The organism is Paraburkholderia panacisoli, from assembly GCF_008369935.1.
In the GTDB taxonomy this organism is placed as follows: Bacteria; Pseudomonadota; Gammaproteobacteria; order Burkholderiales; family Burkholderiaceae; genus Paraburkholderia; species Paraburkholderia panacisoli.
Genome location: NZ_VTUZ01000001.1, coordinates 482,903 through 506,790, shown reverse-complemented (window position 1 = coordinate 506,790; position 23,888 = coordinate 482,903). Strand labels below are relative to the sequence as shown.

The window sequence follows — 23,888 nt, the reverse complement described above, 5'->3', positions numbered from 1 at the left end:
GCCATGCACACGCCCGAGAATTCAGTCAAAGCATCGCGCTTAGCCTTGCAGCTCTAGCGCCGCTTTGCACATAACGGGTGTCCGCACCGCCGGCCTGCCGCCGAACACTACGACGCGTGACAACCAGAATAACCTCTCATACAAGCGCTAAAGTTTCCGTTTTCGAAAGCAAACATAGAAAGCTGAAGCGGCCGCTGACAACATGCGGTCGGTCATCGATCTAGAACGACGCTTATGAAAAAAGCCTTTTCGATCGCGTGGTCGATGCGATTTAATATCCAGGTACCTATGCCGCGCTAGCAGCGTTACTGAACAAACTTCCTTATGATTGTTGTACCGTCGCAACAGGCATCGAATCGCACTGATCGGGCGCATTCCCTTACACAGCAAGCGATTCGCTAGCATCCCTGTGAACACGGCTAGCAGCATTTGTGAACACCAACACGAGCAGCGCGTGGAGAGGGAATTCATGAAAAAACGGTCGCTAGATGCAACCCCAGCGACCGCCCCTTCATGGAGTCTGAAGTTTGCGATACCAGTACACTAAACGTGTTGAACGCAATTGGTCCGGACCAGACGTGCCTGGTCCGATATTCGGAGTCGAGAGAGGGAGACGATCGTGGCAGATGAGAAGATGCTGACGCAAGTTCGTGAAAAACAGGGATTTTTCGCGGCCCTGGACCAGAGCGGCGGATCGACCCCCGGCGCCTTGAAGCTTTACGGCATTCCGGAGAGTGCCTACAGCGGTGGCGCTGAGATGTTCAAACTGATACACGAGATGCGGGTGCGCATCATGACCGCGCCTGCCTTTACAGGGGACAAGGTCATTGGGGCCATTCTGTTCGAAGCTACCATGGACGGACAGGCACTGGGGAAACCCGTTCCGACCTTCCTGTGGGAGGAGCGCGGCGTCGTGCCCTTCCTGAAGGTCGATAAGGGCCTGGAAGCGGAAGCCGACGGCGTGCAACTGATGAAGCCGATACCCGGGTTGGACGGGCTGCTCGATCGGGCCACGAAGCTCGGTATCTGTGGCACCAAGATGCGCTCGGTCATCAACCTGAATTCGGAAAACGGTATCGCTGCGATTGTGAAGCAACAGTTCGCACTGGCATCACAGATCGACGCGCACGGCCTGATGCCGATACTGGAGCCAGAGATTTCGATCAAGAGTCCGGACAAACCCGGGGCGGAAGCCACCCTCCTCGCGGAACTGACCAAAGGTCTCGACGCCTTACCAGATAGCCGTCGCGTGATGCTCAAGCTGACCATACCGGACGTTGCGGACTTCTATCGCCCCCTGATCGAGCACCCGCGTGTCGCGCGGGTAGTCGCGCTTTCAGGAGGCTACACGCGAGCCGACGCCTGCGAACGGCTCGCTTCCAATCACGGCATGATTGCCAGCTTTTCAAGGGCATTGATCAACGAGCTCAAGGAATCGATGAGCGACAGTGAGTTCAACGCGACGCTGGCGAAGAGCATCGACGAGATCTATCGGGCCTCTGTCGTAAAGGTTTGAAGCGACTTTCAGGAGGGCGGCCCCTGACGGATAAAGATCCTCTTCAGATTGTGCTGCCACCACAATCCTCTGAAGCCTGTGCAGCACATCTTTCCCTTCGGCCAGCGACGGGCCGATCTTCTCCGGTTCAAGTTGGCGATAGGGACGTTCGAGCTCACAGATTTCGAACGTAGGTCTGCATGCTGCGACGCGTCTGTACCCGCTGTCACCGTTTCCTCGACCTCAAGGACCGGCGGATTCGCAGGGTGGATACGGTCTTTGGTACCGTGCCATTTCGCAGTGCCCGGATCGTTTGCTGTCCGTGCGAGACGCCCTTCCAGATGAAGTATCCGTATAGTCCGATGACCGAATTCGTCCCCGAGCGGGCGAGCGCGGAACTGCTGTCGCTTGAGGCCAGGCTCTCGGCACAGATGCCGTATCGCCAGGTAGTCGCCATGATGCGTGAGTTCCTGCCTGTGCGGGAGACATTGAACCATGTGACCGTGCGGAACAGCGCGCTACGGGCTGGCGCGCGCGTCGAGGCTGTCCAGCCGGTTGCATGTCGCGCCACGAAGGAAGATACGGAGTGGACGCTGACCATCGACGGAGGATTCGTTCGGGGGCGACACAAATCAGAATGTTCGAGCTTTGAGGTTCTAACGGGGCGCCTGAGCGCCAAAGACCAGACTTCGCGCGTATTCGCGTTCGTGAGAAACAGGCTGCCGGATATTGTGGAGCGGCTTACCACCCTTGTAAAAGCCACATCCGGAAGCGATCGACCGAAACTGTCGGTCATCACCGATGGTGCAAATGGCCTCCAGTCAATCGCTTGCCGATTGCCGTTTTCTGCTACACCTGTCCTGAACTGGTTCCATATATCAATGAGGGTGAGGTACCTCGAGCAGATCATCAAGGGCATGCGGGCGCGGACGGAAACGGAAAAGGCGGCCCGACGTGTGCTGATCTCCCGTGTTGACAAGCTGCGCTGGTGCTTCTGGCACGCGAAGCTCGAGAAGGCGAAAACCCGGATGCAGAGCATCCTGATTCTCTGTCGGGTGATCGTGCCTGAAACGCCGGGCATTGCAGAGAGTCTGGCGCAGCTTGACTACCGGACTCGAGAGCTTGTTGAATACGTCGAAGCGAATGGCGGGTCGACGATGAACTACGGCGCGCGACATCGTTGCGGCAAACCTATCTCGACCGCCACGGCCGAGTCTGCAGTCAATCAGGTACTCAATCAGCGCATGTGCAAGCGTCAACAAATGCGCTGGTCTCCGATCGGAGCTCATCTGCTTGCCCAGGTCCGATGCGCTGTGATCAACGGTGACCTTGTTGAACGACTTGCGAGATACGAGCCACCAAGGAAACCATTGTCGCGCGAAGCTGCCGAGTTACTGGAGCAGTTCGGGTTGGCATCGGAGTTACAACCCCATGGTTTTTAACGCTCCCATTCAATGGCGAAACCCCTGCGCGCATGGGCATAGTCCGGTGACAACATTGCTTCGTTTTACGGTATTGGGCCGATTACCGCCACGGCCGTTGTTGCCGCAGTCGGCGACGCACGGCAATTTCGCAACGGCCGGCATCTGTCCGCCGGGCTTGGCCTCGTACCGCGCCCGTATTCGACTGGCGGCAGGCCACACCTGCACGGCATCAGCCGACGCGGCGATACATACTTGCGGACTTGCTCATTCATGGGGCACGGGCTGTTCTGCGCTATGCACCGAAGAAAACTGATCCTCAGAGCATCTGGCTTCAAGAGTTAATGGCTCGACGCGGGCATAACTGCGCGGCGGTCGCACTGGCCAACAGGAACGCGCGGATCATCCAGGCACTGCTCAGCAGCGATGCATCCTATATGACCCGAAGCGCGGCAGCGTAACCCATAAACTGCTTTACAGTAAGGCAGTCCACACACCGGTTTGCGAAGCTTCTCAAAGCGATGACGAAATAGGTTGAACCAGCATCCTGAAACCTCTTTTTCGTGCCGGCTGCCACTTGTGGCAAGCCGCAATTTTGCTAAGGACGGGGTGCGTGGATCTCATCAAGGCTGCGAGATATCGTCGACCTGATCAAGCGGTACCCACGCAAAACAATCCCGGCAAATTGCTCATGCAACGTGGTGGCTCCAGCCAAACGGGTCGGCAATTTTGCCCCGTTGAATACCGGTGAGCGTAGTGCGAATTCGTTGCGTGACAGGTCCTTCGCCGCCGTGGCCGATCTTGAACTCACCCGCAGCGTGACGCACCTCTCCGATGGCCGTCACAACCGCTGCCGTGCCACAGGCGAAGGCCTCCTTGACTCGACCACTAATTGCATCGGCTTGCCACGTTTCGAATGCATAAGGCTCTTCGGAGACAGTGATGCCCTCCTGTCTGGCCAGATCAATAATGGAAGCACGGGTAATACCGGGCAAGATGGTGCCCGATAGCGGCGGTGTCCGCAGGGAGCCGTCGTCCATCACGAAGAACACGTTCATGCCACCCAGCTCTTCGATCCATTTGTGTTCCGCGGCGTCGAGAAACACGACCTGGTCGCAGCCTTTCGCTGCTGCCTCGGTTTGCGCAATCAGGCTGGCGGCATAATTTCCGCCGCATTTGGCTGCGCCCGTTCCACCCGGTGCCGCGCGAGTGTATTGGTCGGACACCCAAACGGTGACCGCCGACTTGCCCGCCTTGAAATACGGCCCCACGGGCGAGGCGATAACACAGAACACGTACTCATTCGACGAGCGCACACCGAGAAAACTCTCGGATGCAAACATGAAGGGCCGCAGGTACAGGCTGCCATCGCCCCCGGGAACCCAGTCCTGATCGACTTTCACGAGAGCATCCACTGCGCCGACAAAGAGCGCTTCGGGAAGTTCGGCCATGGACATGCGCGCTGCCGACGCGCGAAACCGCCTGGCATTCTCGAAAGGCCGGAAAAGCGAAATCGAGCCATCTTCGCCGCGATAGGCTTTCATGCCCTCAAAAATCTCCTGCGCGTAGTGCAGGACAGCGCAGGCGGGGTCAATCTGAAACGGCCGGCGCGCCTCAATTTTCGCGTCGTGCCAGCCAAGGGTATTGGTCCATCGAACAGTCGCCATGTGATCGGTGAACACGCGACCAAATACCGGGTTGGCAATGCTCGCGGTGATCTGATCATGTGGGGTAGGTGTCGTGCTGGGAGAAATAACAAACTGCACAGTAGTTTCAGTATTCATGGTTTCTTCGAGCAATGACGAAAATAACGCGGCCGCAGCATTCCTGCAGTCCGGCCGTCTGTGACGTGAAAGCCTCAATCGCTGATCGCTATAGATGCGCGCTGCCGGAATTCACGGCCTCGCCCTGCCGAGCCAGGGCAACCAGCGCGCCATCGGAAACGATGGCCTCCCGATCAGCGAGAGCCTTGAAGCGCGCGAACGCTGCATTCAATTCCGCATCGCTGTCCATCATGACGCCCAGTTCGCGCAGTCGCTGTTTGAAGGCAGTTCGACCAGAAAGCTTCCCGAGCACGATCTTGTTCGCGCTCCAGCCTACGTCTTCCGCCCGCATGATTTCGTAAGTATCGCGCGCTTTGAGCACACCGTCCTGGTGGATGCCGGACGCATGAGCGAATGCGTTAGCGCCAACTACCGCCTTGTTGGGCTGCACCGCAAACCCGGTAATCTCCGAGACCAACTGTGAAGCCGCGACAATCTGGCTCGTATCGACGCGCACGTCGAGGCCGAAGTGATCTCGCCGGGTCTTGACTGCCATGACGACTTCCTCGAGCGCCGTATTCCCTGCCCGTTCGCCAAGTCCGTTGATCGTACACTCGATCTGCCTTGCGCCACCCGATTTGACCGCAGCCAGTGAGTTCGCCACAGCAAGGCCAAGATCATCATGGCAGTGCACCGAAAAAACCGCCCGGTCCGAATTTGGAATGCGCTCGCGAAGCTCGCGGATCAGTGCTGCATAGCCGTCTGGCATGGCGTAACCAACCGTATCGGGTACGTTGATCGTACTCGCACCTTCGGCAATGACACCTTCCAGCACCCGGCAGAGAAAGTCCATGTCTGAGCGGCTAGCATCCTCTGGCGAGAACTCGACGTCATCAGTGAAACTACGCGCCTGACGCACTGCGCGACGCGCCTGCTCGTACACCTGGTCGGGCGACATACGGAGCTTTTTCTCCATATGCAGTGCCGACGTCGCAAGGAAGGTATGGATACGAAAACGGCTGGCTGGCCGCAGAGCTTCAGCCGCACGTGAAATGTCACGCTCGTTCGCGCGTGCGAGAGAACATATAGTGCTATCTTTCACTTCGCTTGCGATTGCGCGCACCGCCTGGAAATCGCCCTCGGAGCTCGCTGCGAAGCCCGCTTCGATCACGTCGACCCGCATACGCTCGAGTTGCCTCGCGATGCGGAGTTTTTCTTCTCTTGTCATCGACGCACCGGGCGACTGCTCTCCGTCCCGCAAGGTGGTATCGAAAATGATGAGTTTTTCTGCCATGCCAGTCTCCTGTTGGGATCGGCCACTGCGTTGATCAGGGAATGGGGGGTAGCCCTTCCTGCTTGCCGGAACGCTGGATCACAGCGCCCGACCGTTCGCGATTATAGCCAGCAATATTCCAGATGAACCTGGGATCAACCCGCTACTTCGAATTCCTGCTCGCGAGCTGGTGTGGATCGAAACGCCTCAAATTCGGGTACATCGGCCAAACTTCACTGACTAGCCAAAGGCAGATTTCTGTGAGCCGACCACCGGTGCGGCCGCGGGCCCGACGATCCACCACAATCTGCACACCCGCGCATCGCGCGCGTAACGGCCGACCGCAAAATCAGTCAGATAGTCATAGCCTCCGTGAATCTGGATCTCATCGGAGCAAATCTGCCTCGCGATTTCGATCGCGTACAGTTTCGCCATTGACGCATGCGGCGATGGTTTCATGAACGCCGATTCACGACAGCGCCGCCGCGATCCAATCAGCGATCGCTCGCTTCACTCGCTGCGCAATGGCTGTACCAGAATCATCGACAGTTGCTCTTGGCCCGAACCGGACCCTCATCGTTCGAGTATTCGCTGACGTTCACTTGCAGGGCGCATCGTCAACATACTGTAGCGCGAAATCGACTGCAAATTACCCATCCGCGCTGGCGGGAAAGGCTGTTCGCGGTCAGTATTCGACCGCCGACGAATCGGGTTGACACGTGGAGACGTTCCCTGTAGCAGAGTCGAGCATCGAGCGGATGGGCGCCAGGGATTTCACCACATTTTCGGGAACTACGCGCCGTGCCACTCCAGGCACAAGTGCCTTTCCCAATGGAGACCGGCATGCAAGCTGAAACGCTCGAGAAAGCAAGGGCCGCCGCTTTTTTCGTCGGTCGGCACTGTGTCTGCTGATGCTGCCAGTGACTGGCCTTTTCTGGGCGTTCAACGCGTATCCACCACAGAATGCGTGGTTGCTTTGCTTCTCGCTGGCAGCCTATATCTGGCCTTTGGCCGGAGTCCTGTTTGTAATCTCAGCAGGGTTCGACGTCGCCCCTCGCGGCCAATGACTCCAAAAGGACGCAATATTGCGAGAGGCGCACGGACACGGTGATCCGTGTCTCACGCAACGTCGGCTTCCCCCCGCCTGGCGATACTGCGATTCCAATGCTCGGGGCAAGCTCACGTTGATAACAATCGGCCTGGAAGACTGGGTCCCGCTCATCGCGTCGACCCGCCTCCTCGCCGAGCGGCACGAACAGACTCCCTCAGTCGCTCGCTCCGGCTCACGCGTTGACAAGTAGCTCAAAGATTTCCGAAGCAAACGTATTTCGCTTCGAGATATGCCTCGACTCCGGAATGAGCTCCCTCGCGACCCATGCCTGATTCCTTAATGCCACCAAACGGTGCTACCTCGTTAAACACAAGGCTATCGTTGACGCCAACAACACCGGTCTCGAGAGCCTCCATCACACGGAAGGCGCGGCTAATATCCGAGGTATAGAAATAGGCGGCAAGGCCGGTCCGCGTATTGTTTGCCAGGTCGATCACTTGCGCCTCGTCGGTAAAACGCAGCACATTTGCAATCGGAGCCAAAACTTCGTCGCCGCAAACGCTCATCTCTGGCTCAACATTCGTCAGGACAGTTGGTCGGAAAAAGTTAGATCCTGGAGACAAACGCGACCCGCCAGTCAAAATCAAAGCGCCCGACTGCACCGCGTCGTTCACAAGATTCTCGGCGCGTGTCACTGCGTCATCGTTAATGAGTGGGCCGATCTGAGCACCTTCGGAGAGGCCGTCACGCACTTTCAACGCAGCCACTCTGGACACCAGTTTAGAGACGAAGCTTTCATAGACATCTTCGTGTACGAAGAACCGATTCGCGCACATGGCTGCCTGGCCTGAGTGTCTAAAACGCGCATCTAGTGCTCCTTTGACAGCCAGATCGACGTCAGCGTCGTTAAACACAATGAACGCACAGTTCGCCCCCAACTCAAGCGACACTTTCTTGACCGTGGAAGCGCACATGGCCATCAAACGCTTGCCATCTTCAACGGTCCCGGTAAAAGAGACTTTTCTGACGGCCGGGCTTGACGCGAGCGCGAGCCCGATTGAATCGCCTGCACCTGTGAGTACCGATAGCACACCTCTGGGCAAACCCGCGCTTTCGCCAAGCAGGCACAGCGCAAGCGCCGAGAATGGCGTCTTTGGGTCAGGATGATGTACTACGCTGCAGCCTGCAGCGAGTGCCGCACCCAATCGTCTCGCTACCATCGACGACGGGAACGTCCAGGAAGTGAGCGCGCCGCAAACTCCGATGGGCTGATGCAGCACCCGGATACGCTGATTGCGACGCGGCGCAGGAATGTTGTCACCGTAGATTCGGCGCGCTTCTTCGCCAAACCACTCAAGGTAGTTCGCGGCTTGTGAAATCTCCGCGCGGGCTTCGTGCAGGGGCTTGCCCTGTTCCAGACACAGGATCATTGCCAGGTCCTCGCGATGAGCCAGGACCAGTGACGCCCACTCCTTCAGCACGGAGGCGCGTTCACGGCTGCTCCAGTCACGCCACTCCTGAAACGCGGCCGCACTGGATGAAATAGCCACTTGCAGGTGTTCCTCGGTGACTTGCGGTACGGAGCCTAGCACTTCCCCTGTTGCCGGATTCGTGACTGGAATCCTGGAAAGGTCCGTGTCATCAACCCACGAGCCAGCGACGTAGGCTGATTGCTGGAATAAAGCTGAACACTGGAGTTTCATGAGTCATCCCCACGCTGCTTGTTGACCTTGATGGTGCCCCGGCAATTCGACGGGCGACAAGCCGGGGCGTACTGATGGATCAGCAGCCTGGATACATCGCGTCGCCGTCCACCCGCTGCGGTGCTACGCATTTCGAAATCGATGTGACGATCGGCACGAAGTCGTCCGCGTCGAGGCAGGCGCCGCCAACGAGCGCGCACACCCAACGTATAGTATCGAAATCTGCCTAGGTCGTGGATTGCTCCTCCAGAATCGGATTGACCCTAGTCTTTCGCGGGCCAGCCTGATCGCACATCCCGTGCTCCTACAATCAGTCTCATATCCGGGGTGGAGCTCACGGCCCACAAGCCTCAAGACTCTCTCTGGCGCATATCCGGGGACGTCAGGTACGGTATGACAAGAGGGGCGATACTAACAAAATTAGTTGCGCGAGCGAATGGACTTTATTCGGGAAATGTGAATTTCAATCATTCTATTGTGATAAGTTTTCTTCTACTTATAACGTTATCTTCTAGGACACCCGGAATCCGCTAGTGCTCTTCCTGACAAGCGTGGTGAAGGCGTACGGGGGTTTCCGATTGCGTAGCAGAACTCTTCCAGCCTCTTCTGAGCGTTTGAACCGGCCAACCACAACCGACAGCATCCGGTTTGATCCAAGCCCTTATCCCCACACGGCAGCTTCGTAGGCCACCGCCCTGATTTCCCCGTTCGCGTAGCGTCATCAGCGCTCTCCAGCAATACACCAGAAAGCGTATTCGTTCGAACGGGTGCATCCACCGGCTGAAACCGCAGCCGGAACCCACTCAGATCATGAATTCCCCGTAGACACCAACAGCAGAGCTTTCACGCGCGACGCACGAACGCCCACTGTTTGGACGACACGATACGAAAACCAGGACCCAGTCAACAAATCTACTTCGCAATCCTCCATTTCTTGATCGAGCGCGCGTAAGGCTCGACATTGATGTTTTCGATCGAGAACGTCTCGCTATCAAAGGTGTTCGAATCGAATGGCCAATGAGGAAGTGTTCAACGCGATGGCAATGGCCTATCGCTGCCTGAAGCTTGTCCTGGAACCTGCCGGCGATGCCCCTGGCTGCGGTGCTTCGGCGCAAGGTCGACTTCGAAGGGAAGACCGTTGTGCTTCTTCTCTCCGGCGGCAATGTTGATCCCTCTGTTTTCGTGCGAGCACTCCATGCATCCTGAAGCCCGTCTTGCCGCGCTCGGCCTAACATTGCAGAGCGCGATTCCACCCTCCGAACATTCAGTGCGCTTCCGGACTGCCGGCAATCTGCTGTATCAGTCGGGCCATGGTAGTCAAGCCTGAACGTGACGACTCCGCCCGAATTGACAGCAGCGTAAAGGCCGTCTCGGTCAAAGACCTTATACAGCCTGTCCTGGACTTACAAGCGTTAACAAAATGAGTTCTGCAATTTTCGCCAGCAGATGATGCAGCAGGCGATTTTCATGAAGGCTTCATGGATGAATGCGAGACGTTCGAAGCGGATGCGCAGTCGTCGAAAGTTGTGGAGCCATGAAATGATGCGCTCGACAACCCAGCGTGTTTTGCCCAGTCCGCTGCCGTGTGGCTCGCCGCGTCGGGCGATTTCAGTCACGATGCCGGCTTCGTGTAGTGGACGGCGGTATTTGTCATGATCGTAGCCCCGGTCGCCCTGAACAACGCGGGGCTTCGAAAGAGGCCGGCCGCGCTTGCCAGCAATGGGCGGGATGGCGCCAACCAGTGGGTGAAGCTGGGTAACATCGTTACGATTGGCGCCAGTGAGGATTACCGCGAGCGGGATGCCCTGCGCTTCGGTGATGAGATGGTGTTTTGAACCGGGTCGCGCGCGGTCCGTGGGATTCGGTCCCGTTTTTGACCTGCACCCACTGCGCGGATCGAGGAGGAGTCGACGGCGACACGGGACCAGTCAATCTGGTCAGCCGCGCGCAGCTTTGCGAGCAGAACTTCATGCAGTCGGTCCCAGACGCCGGCCGCCTGCCAGTCCCGCAGACGGCGCCAGCAACTCATGCCGCTGCCGCAGCCCATCTCGCGCGGCAGCAGGTCCCAGCGCAGGCCCGTCTGCAGGATGAACAGGATGCCCGTGAGCAGCGCACGATCATCGAGCGGCTTGCGCCCCGGATAACGGCTTCGCCTTGGTTTGGGAGGGGGCAGCAACGGTTCGATGAGTGCCCAAAGTTCGTCGTCGAGTATGGGTTTAGCCATGTCCTTTTCGTCGTCGAAACAATGAAAAGGTTAACAGGATTCATCGAGAGTAAACAGCCCCTTCGTTCATTTTGTTAAGAGCTCTTAAGGTTCCAGAGCTTCGTCTCGGTCAGCACGGGTGTAAGCGCTACTTTTGCCTTTGCGTATACCGTCAAACTTGATACCGTCAACAGAACCGTGCAGCGCCCGCCCGGCAAGGATTTCAGCGAAAAAAATACCGTCGGGCACGCTCGAGCATCTGACGGTATGAGAATCTCCTAACGAATGCGCTATTTGAAATACCGTCAAAAATTGGCGGCTGCAGCCGATAGATGGCGAATCCCAAAAACGAGCAAACGCCCCGCTGGGCGCGGCGTTCGCTGGCTTTCCCGATCGTCCCCGATAGCAGCCGATAGTCTCCGATAGTCCCCGTCACTCCCACTCGATCGTCGCCGGCGGCTTGCCCGAAATGTCGTACACGACCCGGTTGATCCCGCGCACTTCGTTGATGATCCGGTTCGACACATGCCCCAGCAAATCATGCGGCAGATGCGCCCAATGCGCGGTCATGAAATCCAGCGTCTGCACCGCTCGCAGCGCGACGACGTATTCGTAGGTCCGGCCGTCACCCATCACGCCGACGCTCTTCACCGGCAGGAACACCGCGAACGCCTGGCTCGTCAGGTCGTACCACGATTTGCCGGTTTCCTTGTCGATGAAAGTACGCAGCGTCTCGATGAAAATCGCGTCCGCGCGGCGCAGCAGGTCCGCGAAATCGCGCTTCACTTCGCCAAGAATCCGCACACCCAGACCCGGGCCGGGGAACGGATGGCGATACACCATTGCCGGCGGCAAACCGAGCTTCACGCCGAGTTCGCGCACTTCGTCCTTGAACAGTTCGCGCAGCGGTTCGAGCAGCTTCAGATTCAGCGTCTCGGGCAGGCCACCCACGTTGTGGTGGCTCTTGATGGTCTGCGCGGCCTTCTTGCCCTTGCCGGCCGATTCGATCACGTCCGGATAGATCGTGCCTTGCGCCAGCCACTTCGCGTCGGTCAGCTTGCCGGCTTCCGTCTGGAACACTTCGACGAATTCCGCGCCGATGATCTTGCGCTTCGCTTCAGGATCGGTCACGCCGGCCAGCTTGCTCAGGAACACGTCACTCGCGTCGACGTGAATCACCTTCACGCCGAGGTGGTCGGCGAAGGTTGCCATCACCTGCTCGGCTTCGTTCAGGCGCAGCAGACCGTGATCGACGAACACGCAGGTCAGCTGATCGCCGATCGCGCGATGCAGCAGCGCCGCCGCCACCGACGAATCCACGCCGCCCGACAGCCCCAGAATCACGTGCTCGTTACCCACCTGCTCGCGAATCTTCGCGACGGCTTCGTCGATATAGTTGCCCATTTCCCAGTCGGGCTGCGCGCTGCAAATCTTCAGCACGAAGCGCTCGAGCATCGCGCGGCCCTGCACCGTGTGGGTGACTTCCGGGTGCCATTGCAGACCGTAGAAGTGACGCTTTTCGTCGGCCATCGCCGCGATCGGGCACGACTCCGTCGAGGCCATCAGCGCGAAACCCGGCGGCATTTCCAGCACCTTGTCGCCATGGCTCATCCACACCTTCAGCATGCCGTGGCCTTCGGGCGTGGTGAAATCGCTGATGCCTTCGAGCAGGCTCGTATGGTTGCGCGCGCGCACTTCGGCATAACCGAATTCGCGCAGATGGCCGATGTCCACCTTGCCGCCCAGTTGTTCGGCCATGGCCTGCATGCCGTAGCAGATGCCGAGCACCGGCACGCCGAGTTCGAACACCGCTTGCGGCACGCGCGGCGTATCCGTTTCGGTGACCGAGCTCGGTCCGCCGGAGAGGATCACGCCCTTCGGCGCGAAGTCGCGAATGAACGACGCATCGACGTCGTATGGATGAATTTCCGAATACACGTTGGCTTCGCGAACGCGACGTGCAATCAGTTGGGTGACTTGCGAACCGAAGTCGAGGATCAGGATCTTGTCATGCATGGCAGCGGACGGAGTCAAAAGTGAGCGGATACGGAATGCCGCGCACAAAGCGCGGCGTTGAATTCAAAGCGGTCCACGTGGGAACGATCGGACATGCAACATCACGATGAAGCGTACTGGCGCATCCCGCGCCGCAGCTACCTGCCTGCGATGCGCGCGAACGAAAGCGCGAACGAACTCCGGTAGCTTCGGCGGACGGCGTGGCGCGCAGCGCCTCAGCCATGAGCCGGAGGCCGGGGCGCGCCTGGCGCGTCGGCGGCGGCGTTGCGCGCTGCCCGGGCAGCGCGTTCGGACTCCGTCAGGCCGGCTTCGTCGACCACCGGATGCACCGGATAACTCGACGCCGCCGATGCGGGGCTCACGGGGCTAACCGGTCCAGCAGGATTGACAGGCCGGGTAGCCGGCACGACGGGTTCGACCACCGGCTCGGCGCGATAGACCGGAAAGCCCGCTGTGACGCGCGGCTCCTGCGCGGTTTCACGCTCAGCCTCGCGCCGCCTGGCGGCTTCTTTGCCAGCCTGCTTTTCAGCCCGGCTGGCAGAGGACTTGACCACGATCCCCTTCTCGCGCCGCCGCACCGCGCCGGCCAAACGCACCCCGCCGAGACCGATCAGCACCAACGCCACGCCGGCCAGCACCGCGACGATCTGCCCGAAACCAGTCAGCGACGGCGTATGCAGACCGAGCAGCCAGACCAGCATCAGCACGCCGGTCAGCCAGTTCACGTGACCGACGACCTTGGCAACCGTCGACGTCAGCGCCCCGTCGAACGACGCGTGCAAGGCCAGCCACGCGAGCCCGATCAGCGCCACGCCAAACCCCTGCCCGACCAGAGCCGGCTGGGTCTGCACCAACTGCAGCGCGTCGTACAACGAAGTCCAGGGCGTCAGCAGGAACAACAGGCCGAACGCAAGCAACAACAAGGCATCGAGGATGAGTACAACGCGCAGCAGTGGCTTCATTGGCGTTTAGTCCACGTGGTAGTTGGGCGCTTCCTTGGTGATTTGCACATCATGCACATGCGACTCGCGCAGGCCCGCGCCGGTGATCTGCACGAATTCGGCCTTGTCGTTCATCTCGGAGATCGTGCGGCAGCCGCAGTAACCCATGCTGGCGCGCACGCCACCGATCAGCTGGAACAGGATCGCATTGACCGAGCCCTTGTAGGCGACGCGGCCTTCGATACCTTCCGGCACCAGCTTGTCGATGTTCGCGGAGTTGTCCTGGAAGTAGCGGTCTGCCGCGCCGTCCTTCATCGCACCGACCGAACCCATGCCGCGGTACGACTTGTACTGACGGCCCTGATACAGGAACACGTCGCCCGGTGCTTCTTCGGTGCCGGCGAACATGCTGCCCATCATCACAGCGTTCGCGCCCGCTGCCAGCGCCTTGCTGACGTCGCCCGAGAAGCGCACGCCGCCGTCGGCGATCACCGGCACGCCGGTACCCTTGAGCGCTTCGGACACGTTGGAGATCGCGGTGACTTGCGGCACGCCCACGCCGGCGACGATCCGCGTGGTGCAGATCGAGCCCGGGCCGATACCGACCTTCACGCCGTCCGCGCCGTACTCGACGAGCGCCTTCGCGGCCGCCGCGGTGGCGATGTTGCCGCCGATCACTTCGACGTGCGGGAAGTTCTGCTTGACCCACTTGACGCGTTCGAGCACGCCCTTGCTGTGGCCGTGCGCGGTATCGACGACGATCACGTCGACGCCCGCCTGCACCAGCAGTTCCACGCGTTCTACGTTGTCCTCGCCGACGCCGACCGCGGCGCCCGCGCGCAGCTTGCCGTGTTCGTCTTTACAGGCGTCCGGGTGTTCAGTTTGTTTGGTGATGTCCTTGACGGTCATCAGGCCGCGCAGTTCGAACGCGTCGTTGATGACCAGCACGCGCTCCAGGCGGTGACTGTGCATCAGCGCCTTCGCTTCGGCGAGCGGCGTGCCTTCCTTGACGGTGACGAGGCGCTCGCGCGGCGTCATGATCGTGCGCACCGGCTCATCGAGACGCTCTTCGAAACGCAGGTCGCGGTTCGTGACGATACCGATCAGCTGCGCGCCTTCGACGACCGGGAAGCCCGAAATGCCATGCTGCTGCGACAACGCGATCACGTCGCGCACTTTCATCTGCGGCGGAATAGTGATCGGATCGCGCACGACGCCCGACTCGAAACGCTTGACTTTGGCGACTTCACGCGCCTGCTCGGCCGGCGTGAGGTTCTTGTGGATGATGCCCACGCCACCCATTTGCGCCATCGCGATCGCGAGGCGTGCTTCGGTGACGGTGTCCATCGCGGCGGACACGAGCGGCATATTCAGGGAGATGTTGCGGGTCAGCCGGGTCTTGAGGCTGGTGTCGCGCGGCAGAACATCGGAGAAGGCCGGGACGAGGAGCACGTCATCGAACGTGAGTGCTGTTTGGATCAGACGCATGGCAAATCCTATAGGCGCAAAAGCGAATTATACGCGATACCTCCCCGGTTTTCACTGCGCGAACAGCAGCTTAGCGAATTTCGGGCGATTTTCTCGCGACTTCCGGCCTGCCGATTTCGCTTGGCTGTTCGCCTCGGGTTCGATCGGGTTTCGTTTGCGCGATCAGGGGCAACCCGCGCGGTGGCAGCGCCCCTGCGTTCGCCTTTCAGGCTGACAGATGGAGCGGCTGCCGCGTCGCGCGGGCGTCGCCATGGGCCTGCGGCGCGACGGAAAACGCGGAGCAGCACGGACGAAACCGCTCAAAATCCGCTCGAATGCAGAATCGAACAAGACGCGCAGCCCACCGACCGGCTATTCTCCGGCCCATTCGAGTTATTTGCAGGGGCAGTCGATGCAGCGCGGTGTGGCATATGGAGTGATGGCCGGGGCCTTATGGGGCATGGTGTTTCTGGTGCCGCGCGTGCTGCCCGACTTTTCGCCGCTGCTGCTGAGCGCCGGCCGCTATACGATGTACGGCATCGTCTCGCTGGCCGCCGCGCTGCCGATGGCGCGCTCGCTCGTCAAACGCCTGACGCGCGAGGATCTCGGCGCGCTCGTCAAGCTGGCGCTGGCCGGCAACCTCATCTACTACCTGCTGCTGACGGCGTCCGTCCATCTGATTGGCATTGCGCCGGCGTCGCTGATCGTCGGCGTGCTGCCGGTCACGGTGACGCTGCTCGGCCGGCGCGATCATGGCGCAGTGCCGCTCGCCCGCCTCGCATGGCCGCTCACGGTGGTGATGGCGGGCATCGTCTGCATCAATATCGACGTGTTCACCGTGGCCGGCAGCACGCCGGTGAGCGTCGCCACCAAGCTGCTCGGGGTCGCCTGCGCGGTCGGCGCGCTGGGCTGCTGGACGTGGTTCGCCGTCGAAAACGCGCGCTACCTGCAGCGTCAGACGCATTTCAGCGGCAACGAGTGGTCCGTGCTGTGGGGCGTGGTGACGGGTGCGCTCGGCGCGGCGCTGTGGCTTGTGATCGCGGTGCTGCCGTCGGGCGGTCCGCAAGGCGAGCTTGCCGACACGCGCTGGCACACGTTCTGGATGCTGAACCTGGGCCTCGCGATCGGTGCGTCGTGGCTCGGCAACGGACTGTGGAATGCCGCATCGAAACGGCTGCCGCTGACGCTGTCCGGCCAGATGATCGTGTTCGAAACGCTCTTCGCGCTGCTCTACGCGTTCATCTACGACCAGCGCATGCCGCGTCCGCTGGAGCTGGCGGCGATCCTGCTGCTGGTGGCCGGCGTGTGCTGGTCGGTGCGCCAGCATGCGGACGATGATTCGGCGGAAGTTGGGCCTATCAAGGAAAAGGCGCAGGCTTCGGCGCCTTGAGATGGACTGCGGGAAGGCGCGCGACGTTGCGCTATCGTCGCGCTCCGTGACCGGCAACGCACGGTTTTCGGCATATTGGCGGGATGACGCGACGTGCGGCCAGCGTGGCGTTCGCATCGCTCCTTCATGCCACGTTCGACCATCACTGATGCAACGCGTCCAGCGCCCCGGTTCAGAGCGGTTTGCGCAAACGAGGCGCCCCGCAAGGCGCCCATTTAGCCCCAATCCTCGCTACCGCGCCCCCGCCTACCGCGAATCCCGATTCTGCCACCGGCGCCCTTCTATCGACCCCGCTTTGCGGGTCTTCTCCACCCGGCGTTGACGCGACAGCTTCGGGTCCACCAGCAGCGGCCGGTAAATCTCGACGCGGTCGTGGTCGGCCAGCACCGCGTCGAGCGGCTTGAGCTTGCCGAACACCCCCACCTTCTGCGCGGCGAGATCGATCTGCGGATAGCGCTGCAGGATGCCGCTCGCGTCGAGCGCCTGTTGCAGCGTGGCGCCCTCGGGCAACTCCACGGCGATCAGCGTCTGCCCTTCAGGCGCCGCGTAGCAGACTTCGATCGACAGGCGCGCGCTCATGCCTTACCGTAGCGCTGATCGGCGCGCTTCACGAAAGATTCGACGAACGTATTGGCGATGTGATTGAACACCGGCCCAATGATCTTTTCGAGGATGATGTTGGTGAATTCATAGTGCAGCGCGAATTCGATCTTGCAGGCATCCGCGCGCAACGGCGTGAAGCGCCAGAAGCCGGTGAACTTGCGAAACGGGCCGTCCGCGAATTCCATGTCGATGCGCGTCGGACGCTCCATGCTGTTGCGCGTGGCGAAATGCTGCTTGATGCCCTTGAAGTTGATGTCGATCTTCGCCTCCATGCTGGTATCGTCCCGGTGACGAATTTCGACTCCCCCGCACCAAGGCAGGAAGTTGGGGTAATCGGCGACGTCGGTGACGAGGTCGAACATCTGTTCCGCCGAATGGCGGATCAACACGGTTTTCTGGACATCCGCCATAAATTGAACAGCACGTGGCAAGGGTGGACAAGCGCCGCGGGCTTTCCTTGCCCCGCTTTGCTAAAATCGTGATTTTAAACGAGTTGGGCACTTTCCATTCATGAGCATTATCGACAACAGAAAAGCCTTCTACGACTACTCGGTCGAAGAACGCTACGAAGCGGGGCTCGTGCTCGAAGGATGGGAGGTCAAGGCGCTGCGCGCCGGGCGCGGCCAGATCAAGGAAGGTTATGTGGTGATCCGCAATAACGAACTGTTCCTGATCGGCACGCACATCAGCCCGCTGCCCGAAGCTTCGACCCATATCCACCCGGACCCGGTGCGCACGCGCAAGCTGCTGCTGCATGCCGAAGAGATCAGCAAACTGATCGGCAAGGTCGAGCAGCGCGGCTACACGCTCGTGCCGCTGAACTTCCACTACAAGGGAGGCCGCGTCAAATGCGAGATCGGCCTTGCCAAGGGCAAGAAGTTGCATGACAAACGCGAGACCGAGAAGAAGCGCGATTGGGACCGCGAGAAAGCGCGTTTGATGCGCTCGCCGACCTGAGCGACACCTGAGCAGCGAGGCGCCTGCCCCGGCACGTATCACCCATCGCCGCCGCGCCCGCCAGCGCGCAATCAAAAATGGCCCGCACACCCTTCTGCGGGCCATCTGTTTTTGTGCAGGTGAATGCCCCTGCTGCAGCGCCTACCGCGCGTCGGCCGCGCCCTTGCCCTTGCTCACGATCGTCAGCGCCGATGCGATCATCGAGCTCATATCCGCCAGGTTGCCCGGCACGATCAGCGTGGTGCCCTGCTTCGCCAGATTGCCGAACGCGTTCACGTATTGTTCGGCCACCTTCAGATTCACCGCCTCCATGCCGCCGTTCGACTGGATGGCCGCCGCGATCTTCTGGATGGCCTGCGAGTTGGCTTCGGCCACCGCGAGAATCGCCGACGCCTGCCCCTGTGCCTGATTGATCGCCGCCTGCCGCTCGCCTTCGGACTTCTGGATCGCCGCTTCGCGGCCACCCGACGCGATATTGATCTGCTCCTGCTTGCGACCTTCGGACGCGGCGATCAGCGCGCGCTTCTCGCGCTCGGCGGTGATCTGTGCCTGCATGGCATGCAGGATCTCCTTCGGCGGCGTCAGGTCCTTGATCTCGTAACGCAGCACCTTCACGCCCCAGTTCGCCGCCGCTTCGTCGAGCGACGATACGATGCTGTGATTGATGAAATCGCGCTCCTCGAAGGTCTTGTCGAGTTCCAGCTTGCCGATCACCGAGCGCAGCGTGGTCTGCGACAACTGCGTGATCGCAAACACGAAGTTGCTCGACCCATAAGACGCCTTCATCGGATCGGTGACCTGGAAGTACAGCACGCCGTCCACCTGCAACTGCGTGTTGTCGCGCGTGATGCAGACCTGGCTCGGCACTTCGAGCGGAATTTCCTTGAGGATGTGCTTGTACGCGATCCGGTCGACGAACGGAAACGCGAAGCTCAAGCCCGGCGTCAGCGTGCTGTGATAGCGGCCGAGGCGCTCCAGCACCCAAGCATGCTGCTGCGGCACGATCTTGATGGTCTGCGACGCCAGCACGATCACGACGATCAGCAGCATTGCCCCGACGATGGTTGAATCCATACTTGCCCTCCGGTCTTTGTGATTCGAATAGTTGTGCGGATTGACTAAAACGCGGATCAAATGCGAGCGCAAACGCGGACACCAGCGCGCGTACGCTCAGGCCGCGCTCGCGTTGGCTTTCGGCTGCCGGCTCGCCACGACGACGAGACAACTGCCGCGCAGCTCCGCAATCTCGTAGAGGTGTGCGTCTTCGGGCTCGCCCGCAGCCAGTTCGACATCCCATGCCGCGCCACGGTAACTGACGCGCGCCCGGCGCTCGTGCCATGCCGGCACGGTCAGCGTCTGACCAATGTCCAGATTGACGTCCGGATTGCGCGACGCCCGCTCGCGCTTGCGGCGCCCAAAGCGCGAACGCCTGAGCAGCACGACCGCCGCTAGCGCCACGACCGCGGCCACCGCGAACTGCACGTCGGCAGCGGCGCCGGCCACGTGCGCAAGCGCGGCGGCCACGCAGCCCAGCGCGATCATCAACAGATAGAAGGTGCCGCTGATCAACTCCAGCACGACCAGCACGCCCGCCCCGATCCACCAGAACAATCCACCTGGCGCCACGTCGACCTCCACAAAGCAAAACACCCCGGATCTACCGGGGTGTTTATAGCACGAAGCGAGTGCGTTTTAGCGGGGCGATACGGTGCGCCTCAACACGCGTTTGACGTACCGTGCCTCACGTCGTGCATGCCGCCTCGGAAGCGGCACGCCGCACACTTTACCTGTTCGCCGACTTCGCCAGTTGCTGCCATGTGTCGATGATCGTGTCCGGGTTCAGCGAGATCGACGCAATGCCTTCGTCTGTCAGCCATTGCGCGAAGTCCGGATGATCCGACGGGCCCTGGCCGCAGATACCGACGTACTTGTTCAGGCGCAGGCAGGTTTCGATCGCGCGCTTGAGCATGAACTTGACCGCCGGATCGCGCTCGTCGAAATCGACAGCCAGCAGTTCCATGCCGGAGTCGCGGTCGAGGCCGAGCGTAAGCTGCGTCAGGTCGTTCGAACCGATCGAGAAACCGTCGAAGAATTGCAGGAATTCTTCGGCGAGAATCGCGTTCGACGGCACTTCGCACATCATGATCAGGCGCAGACCCTTTTCGCCGCGCTTCAGGCCGAACTTCTCCAGCAGCCCGACCACGCGCTCCGCCTGCTTCAGCGTACGCACGAACGGCACCATGATCTCGACATTGTCGAGGCCCATCTCTTCACGCACCTTTTTCAGCGCGATGCATTCCATCTGGAACGCTTCGGCGAAGTCTTCGGCGATGTAGCGCGATGCACCACGGAAACCCAGCATCGGGTTTTCTTCGTCCGGCTCGTAACGCGAACCGCCGATCAGCTTCTTGTACTCGTTCGACTTGAAGTCCGACAAACGCACGATCACGGGCTTCGGATAGAACGCCGCAGCGATCGTCGCGATACCTTCGGTCAGCTTGTCGACGTAGAACGCGCGCGGCGATGCGTGACCGCGAGCGACGCTTTCAACTGCCTTCTTCAGGTCCTGATCGACGTTCGGGTATTCGAGAATCGCCTTCGGGTGAACGCCGATGTTGTTGTTGATGATGAATTCGAGCCGCGCCAGACCCACGCCTGCGTTCGGCAGTTGCGAGAAGTCGAAGGCCAGTTGCGGGTTGCCGACGTTCATCATGATCTTCACCGGAATCGGCGGCAGTTCGCCGCGCTGCACTTCGGTGATCTCGGTTTCGAGCAGGCCGTCGTAGATCCGGCCTTCGTCGCCTTCCGCGCACGACACGGTCACGAGCGCGCCGTCCTTCAGCACGTCGGTTGCGTCGCCGCAGCCGACCACCGCCGGCACGCCCAGCTCACGCGCAATGATCGCCGCGTGGCAGGTGCGCCCGCCACGGTTCGTGACGATCGCCGACGCGCGCTTCATCACCGGCTCCCAGTTCGGGTCGGTCATGTCGGCGACCAGCACGTCACCCGGCTGCACACGGTCCATTTCCGACGGATCGTGGATCACGCGCACCGGACCCGCGCCGATCTTCTGACCGATTGCGCGGCCCGTGGTCAGCACGTTCGACTGACCCTTCAGCTTGAAACGCTGCTCGGCTTTGCCCGACGCCTGGCTCTTCACCGTTTCCGGACGCGCCTGCAGAATGAAGATCTTGCCGTCGCGGCCGTCCTTGCCCCACTCGATGTCCATCGGACGCTGGTAGTGCTTTTCGATGATGACCGCGTACTTCGCCAGTTCGATCACATCTTCGTCGGTGATCGAGAAGCGGTTGCGCTGCTCGTGCGACACGTCGACGGTTTTCACGCGGCCTTGCTCGCCGGCCTTGGTGAATTCCATCTTGATCAGCTTCGAGCCGATCGAGCGACGGATGATCGGGTACTTGCCCTGGGCGAGCGTGGTCTTGAAGACGTAGAACTCGTCCGGATTCACCGCGCCTTGCACGACGGTTTCGCCCAGGCCGTAGCTCGACGTGATGAAGACGGCGTCCTTGAAGCCCGATTCGGTGTCCAGCGTGAACATCACGCCTGCCGCGCCGACGTCCGAGCGCACCATGCGCTGCACGCCCGCCGACAACGCGACTTCAGCGTGAGTGAAGCCCTTGTGGACGCGATAGGAGATAGCGCGGTCGTTATACAGCGACGCGAACACGTGCTTCATGCGATCGAGCACGTCGTCGATGCCGACCACGTTCAGGTAGCTTTCCTGTTGACCCGCGAACGACGCGTCCGGCAAGTCTTCCGCCGTTGCCGACGAGCGCACGGCAAACGACAGCTCTTCAGGCGAGCTGTTCTGGAGCGTGTCGAAACCCGCGCGGATGTCGGCCTCGAGCTGCGGCTGCAGCGGCGCGTCGACGATCCATTGACGGATTTCCTTGCCCGCTTCGGCGAGCGCCTTCACGTCGTCGATGTCGAGCGTTTCGAGACGTTTGGCGATGCGATCAGTCAGATTGTTGTGATGCAGGAAGTCGCGGAAAGCCAGCGCCGTGGTGGCGAAACCGGTCGGCACCCGCACGCCGGCTTCAGCGAGCTGACTGATCATCTCGCCAAGCGACGCGTTCTTGCCGCCGACAATCTCCACATCGGTCATTCGCAACTGCTCGAACGGAACTACATACGCCTTGTCCTTTGCGACGGTAACTGCGTTAGTCATACAAGCCCCTAAGTGTGAAAGAAATTCACGGCTGTGCAAGTGGGCTTGAACACGGGACGCCCATTGGAAGCGTGAGCTCGTGTCTTGCACAACCTGTTGGAGAAGCAATCGCTGTAAAGGCAGCGGCGGCCACTGCGGCGTTTCGCGCCAGAAGTGCGCCGAAGGAAGCGAATGGCCGACTTTACCGGCCGATCCATTCCATTCACCGCTAGTTACCGACCGAACGCGTCGCGTTGAACGACCGTTCACGGTAAGTTAGACGCCAATCGCCTGCAATTGCTTATCCAACAGGTTGCCGCTATTCTACCGTGCCGACTCCTGAAATGTGGCAGTCGGACGAGAATTGCGCCTCGAATCGCGCCCGGCACCGACCGACGGGCTTTTTACGAGGCTCCGCCGTCATCCGGGCGCGGTTGCGGTGCCCACGGCGCGCTGCATCGACGACACTGCCCTCACCGGTTAGCCACCGGGCAGCGAACTCACCGCAGCGATGTTTGATTCGAGCGCATTTTGCCGCTCACGTTCCCAGCTCCACTGATGCCGCCCACCGTATTCATCGTCTCCGACGGTACCGGGATCACTGCCGAAACCTTCGCGCATTCGATCCTCTCCCAGTTCGACCAGAAATTCCGCCTGGTTCGCGTGCCCTTCGTCGACTCGACGGAAAAGGCCTACGCCACGCTCGAAAAAATCAACGAAGCGATCCAGCAGGACGGCCGCCGTCCGATCGTGTTCACCACGCTGGTGGACAGCGCGTCGAATCAGATCGTGAAAGGGTCGAACGCGCTGGTGCTGGACATGTTCCAGACCTTCGTCGAGCCGCTCGAACAGGAACTGGAGCTGAAATCGAGCCACGCGATGGGCCGCGGCCACCAGAACGCGGACACCGAGGAGTACAAGAACCGGATCGAGGCGATCAATTTCTCGCTGGCTCACGACGACGGTCAATCGAACCGCAATCTCGCCGATGCCGACGTGATTCTGGTCGGCGTGTCGCGCAGCGGCAAGACGCCGACGAGCCTGTATCTGGCGATGCAGTACGGCGTGAAAGCGGCCAACTATCCGCTGATTCCGGAAGACTTCGAGCGCGGCAAGCTGCCCACGCCGCTGCTTGCGCATCGGCCGAAGATGTTCGGCTTGTCGATCGATCCGCAGCGTTTGTCGGAGATCCGCAACGAGCGCCGTCCGGGCAGTAAGTACGCGGCGCCGGAAAACTGCCGCTACGAGATCAACGAAGCCGAGACCATGATGCGGCGTGAAGGGATCAAGTGGTTGTCGTCGACGCACAAGTCGATCGAGGAGATCGCGACGACGATTCTGCAGGAGATCAAGCTGGACCGGCCCGCGTATTGAGCGCGGCCTAAACGGAGATCAGCGCGGGGCCGCGCCGGCAGAGTTGCAAAGCATGATGGCTTT

Annotated in this window: 16 protein-coding genes and 3 pseudogenes; 6 read left to right on the top strand and 13 right to left on the bottom strand. The window is 60.6% G+C overall.

Going from position 1 to position 23,888, the window contains the following annotated elements:
* The first annotated feature begins 619 nt into the window (after positions 1-619).
* The 3 genes and pseudogenes from FVF58_RS02290 to FVF58_RS02280 form a co-directional block, all read left to right on the top strand.
* On the top strand, positions 620-1,516 hold the full coding sequence (locus tag FVF58_RS02290) for a fructose bisphosphate aldolase (protein ID WP_149668305.1): 897 nt from the start codon (positions 620-622) through the stop codon (positions 1,514-1,516).
* A gap of 173 nt (positions 1,517-1,689) precedes the next feature.
* Positions 1,690-2,962: pseudogene (locus FVF58_RS02285) on the top strand (ISKra4 family transposase); the annotation flags it as partial.
* A 44-nt stretch (positions 2,963-3,006) separates the two neighbouring features.
* A pseudogene (locus FVF58_RS02280) lies at positions 3,007-3,377 on the top strand (transposase); the annotation flags it as partial.
* Positions 3,378-3,605: 228 nt separating this feature from the next.
* Here the strand turns inward: FVF58_RS02280 and FVF58_RS02275 are convergent.
* The 8 genes and pseudogenes from FVF58_RS02275 to guaB all read right to left on the bottom strand — a co-directional run bounded on the left by FVF58_RS02275 (position 3,606) and on the right by guaB (position 15,354).
* Positions 3,606-4,700 (bottom strand): branched-chain amino acid aminotransferase, encoded by a 1,095-nt coding sequence (locus tag FVF58_RS02275; RefSeq protein WP_149668304.1) that lies wholly within the window; start codon positions 4,698-4,700, stop codon positions 3,606-3,608.
* Positions 4,701-4,865: 165 nt separating this feature from the next.
* Positions 4,866-5,973, bottom strand: a pseudogene (locus FVF58_RS02270) (2-isopropylmalate synthase); the annotation flags it as partial.
* A 219-nt stretch (positions 5,974-6,192) separates the two neighbouring features.
* Entirely contained in the window at positions 6,193-6,411 is a 219-nt protein-coding gene (locus FVF58_RS02265) for an acyl-CoA dehydrogenase family protein (RefSeq protein ID WP_149668302.1), read from the bottom strand.
* Between the two features lie 843 nt (positions 6,412-7,254).
* Positions 7,255-8,706, bottom strand: a complete 1,452-nt coding sequence (locus tag FVF58_RS02255; protein WP_149668301.1) for an NAD-dependent succinate-semialdehyde dehydrogenase — start codon at positions 8,704-8,706, stop codon at positions 7,255-7,257.
* 1,412 nt (positions 8,707-10,118) lie between these two features.
* Positions 10,119-10,930 (bottom strand): IS5 family transposase gene (locus FVF58_RS02245; RefSeq protein ID WP_188130683.1). Its coding sequence is split into 2 segments (ribosomal slippage): positions 10,119-10,582 and positions 10,582-10,930, totalling 813 coding nucleotides; the frame shifts between segments, so codons are not numbered across the junction.
* A 411-nt stretch (positions 10,931-11,341) separates the two neighbouring features.
* Positions 11,342-12,925, bottom strand: coding sequence for a glutamine-hydrolyzing GMP synthase (gene guaA, locus FVF58_RS02240; RefSeq protein ID WP_149668299.1), 1,584 nt, complete (start codon positions 12,923-12,925; stop codon positions 11,342-11,344).
* Positions 12,926-13,140: 215 nt separating this feature from the next.
* The gene (locus tag FVF58_RS02235) at positions 13,141-13,887 is read right to left on the bottom strand and encodes a hypothetical protein (RefSeq protein ID WP_149668298.1); all 747 of its coding nucleotides are present in this window, start codon (positions 13,885-13,887) and stop codon (positions 13,141-13,143) included.
* A gap of 6 nt (positions 13,888-13,893) precedes the next feature.
* The gene (gene guaB / locus FVF58_RS02230; RefSeq protein ID WP_149668297.1) at positions 13,894-15,354 is read right to left on the bottom strand and encodes an IMP dehydrogenase; all 1,461 of its coding nucleotides are present in this window, start codon (positions 15,352-15,354) and stop codon (positions 13,894-13,896) included.
* A gap of 391 nt (positions 15,355-15,745) precedes the next feature.
* On the opposite strand from guaB, the gene FVF58_RS02225 reads away from it, so the two are divergent.
* Positions 15,746-16,723 (top strand): DMT family transporter, encoded by a 978-nt coding sequence (locus tag FVF58_RS02225; protein WP_149668356.1) that lies wholly within the window; start codon positions 15,746-15,748, stop codon positions 16,721-16,723.
* Positions 16,724-16,969: 246 nt separating this feature from the next.
* Here the strand turns inward: FVF58_RS02225 and FVF58_RS02220 are convergent, their stop codons facing one another.
* Positions 16,970-17,302, bottom strand: coding sequence for an RnfH family protein (locus tag FVF58_RS02220; RefSeq protein ID WP_149668296.1), 333 nt, complete (start codon positions 17,300-17,302; stop codon positions 16,970-16,972).
* A complete protein-coding gene (locus tag FVF58_RS02215) occupies positions 17,299-17,736 on the bottom strand; it encodes a type II toxin-antitoxin system RatA family toxin (protein WP_128592344.1) in 438 nt (145 codons plus the stop codon). Before FVF58_RS02215 ends, FVF58_RS02220 begins: the two co-directional genes overlap by 4 nt.
* A 100-nt stretch (positions 17,737-17,836) precedes the next feature.
* On the opposite strand from FVF58_RS02215, the gene smpB reads away from it, so the two are divergent.
* Positions 17,837-18,283 carry an SsrA-binding protein SmpB gene (gene smpB, locus FVF58_RS02210; protein ID WP_149668295.1) on the top strand — a complete coding sequence of 149 codons (447 nt, stop codon included), beginning with the start codon at positions 17,837-17,839 and terminating at the stop codon, positions 18,281-18,283.
* Between the two features lie 141 nt (positions 18,284-18,424).
* Here smpB and FVF58_RS02205 read toward each other — a convergent pair whose 3' ends face one another.
* The 3 genes from FVF58_RS02205 to ppsA form a co-directional block, all read right to left on the bottom strand.
* Positions 18,425-19,357, bottom strand: a complete 933-nt coding sequence (locus FVF58_RS02205; protein WP_149668294.1) for an SPFH domain-containing protein — start codon at positions 19,355-19,357, stop codon at positions 18,425-18,427.
* A 96-nt stretch (positions 19,358-19,453) separates the two neighbouring features.
* On the bottom strand, positions 19,454-19,909 hold the full coding sequence (locus tag FVF58_RS02200; protein WP_149668293.1) for an NfeD family protein: 456 nt from the start codon (positions 19,907-19,909) through the stop codon (positions 19,454-19,456).
* A gap of 157 nt (positions 19,910-20,066) precedes the next feature.
* Entirely contained in the window at positions 20,067-22,472 is a 2,406-nt protein-coding gene (ppsA, locus tag FVF58_RS02195) for a phosphoenolpyruvate synthase (RefSeq protein WP_149668292.1), read from the bottom strand.
* Between the two features lie 537 nt (positions 22,473-23,009).
* On the opposite strand from ppsA, the gene ppsR reads away from it, so the two are divergent.
* Positions 23,010-23,825, top strand: a complete 816-nt coding sequence (gene ppsR, locus FVF58_RS02190; RefSeq protein ID WP_149668291.1) for a posphoenolpyruvate synthetase regulatory kinase/phosphorylase PpsR — start codon at positions 23,010-23,012, stop codon at positions 23,823-23,825.
* Positions 23,826-23,888: the final 63 nt, after the last annotated feature.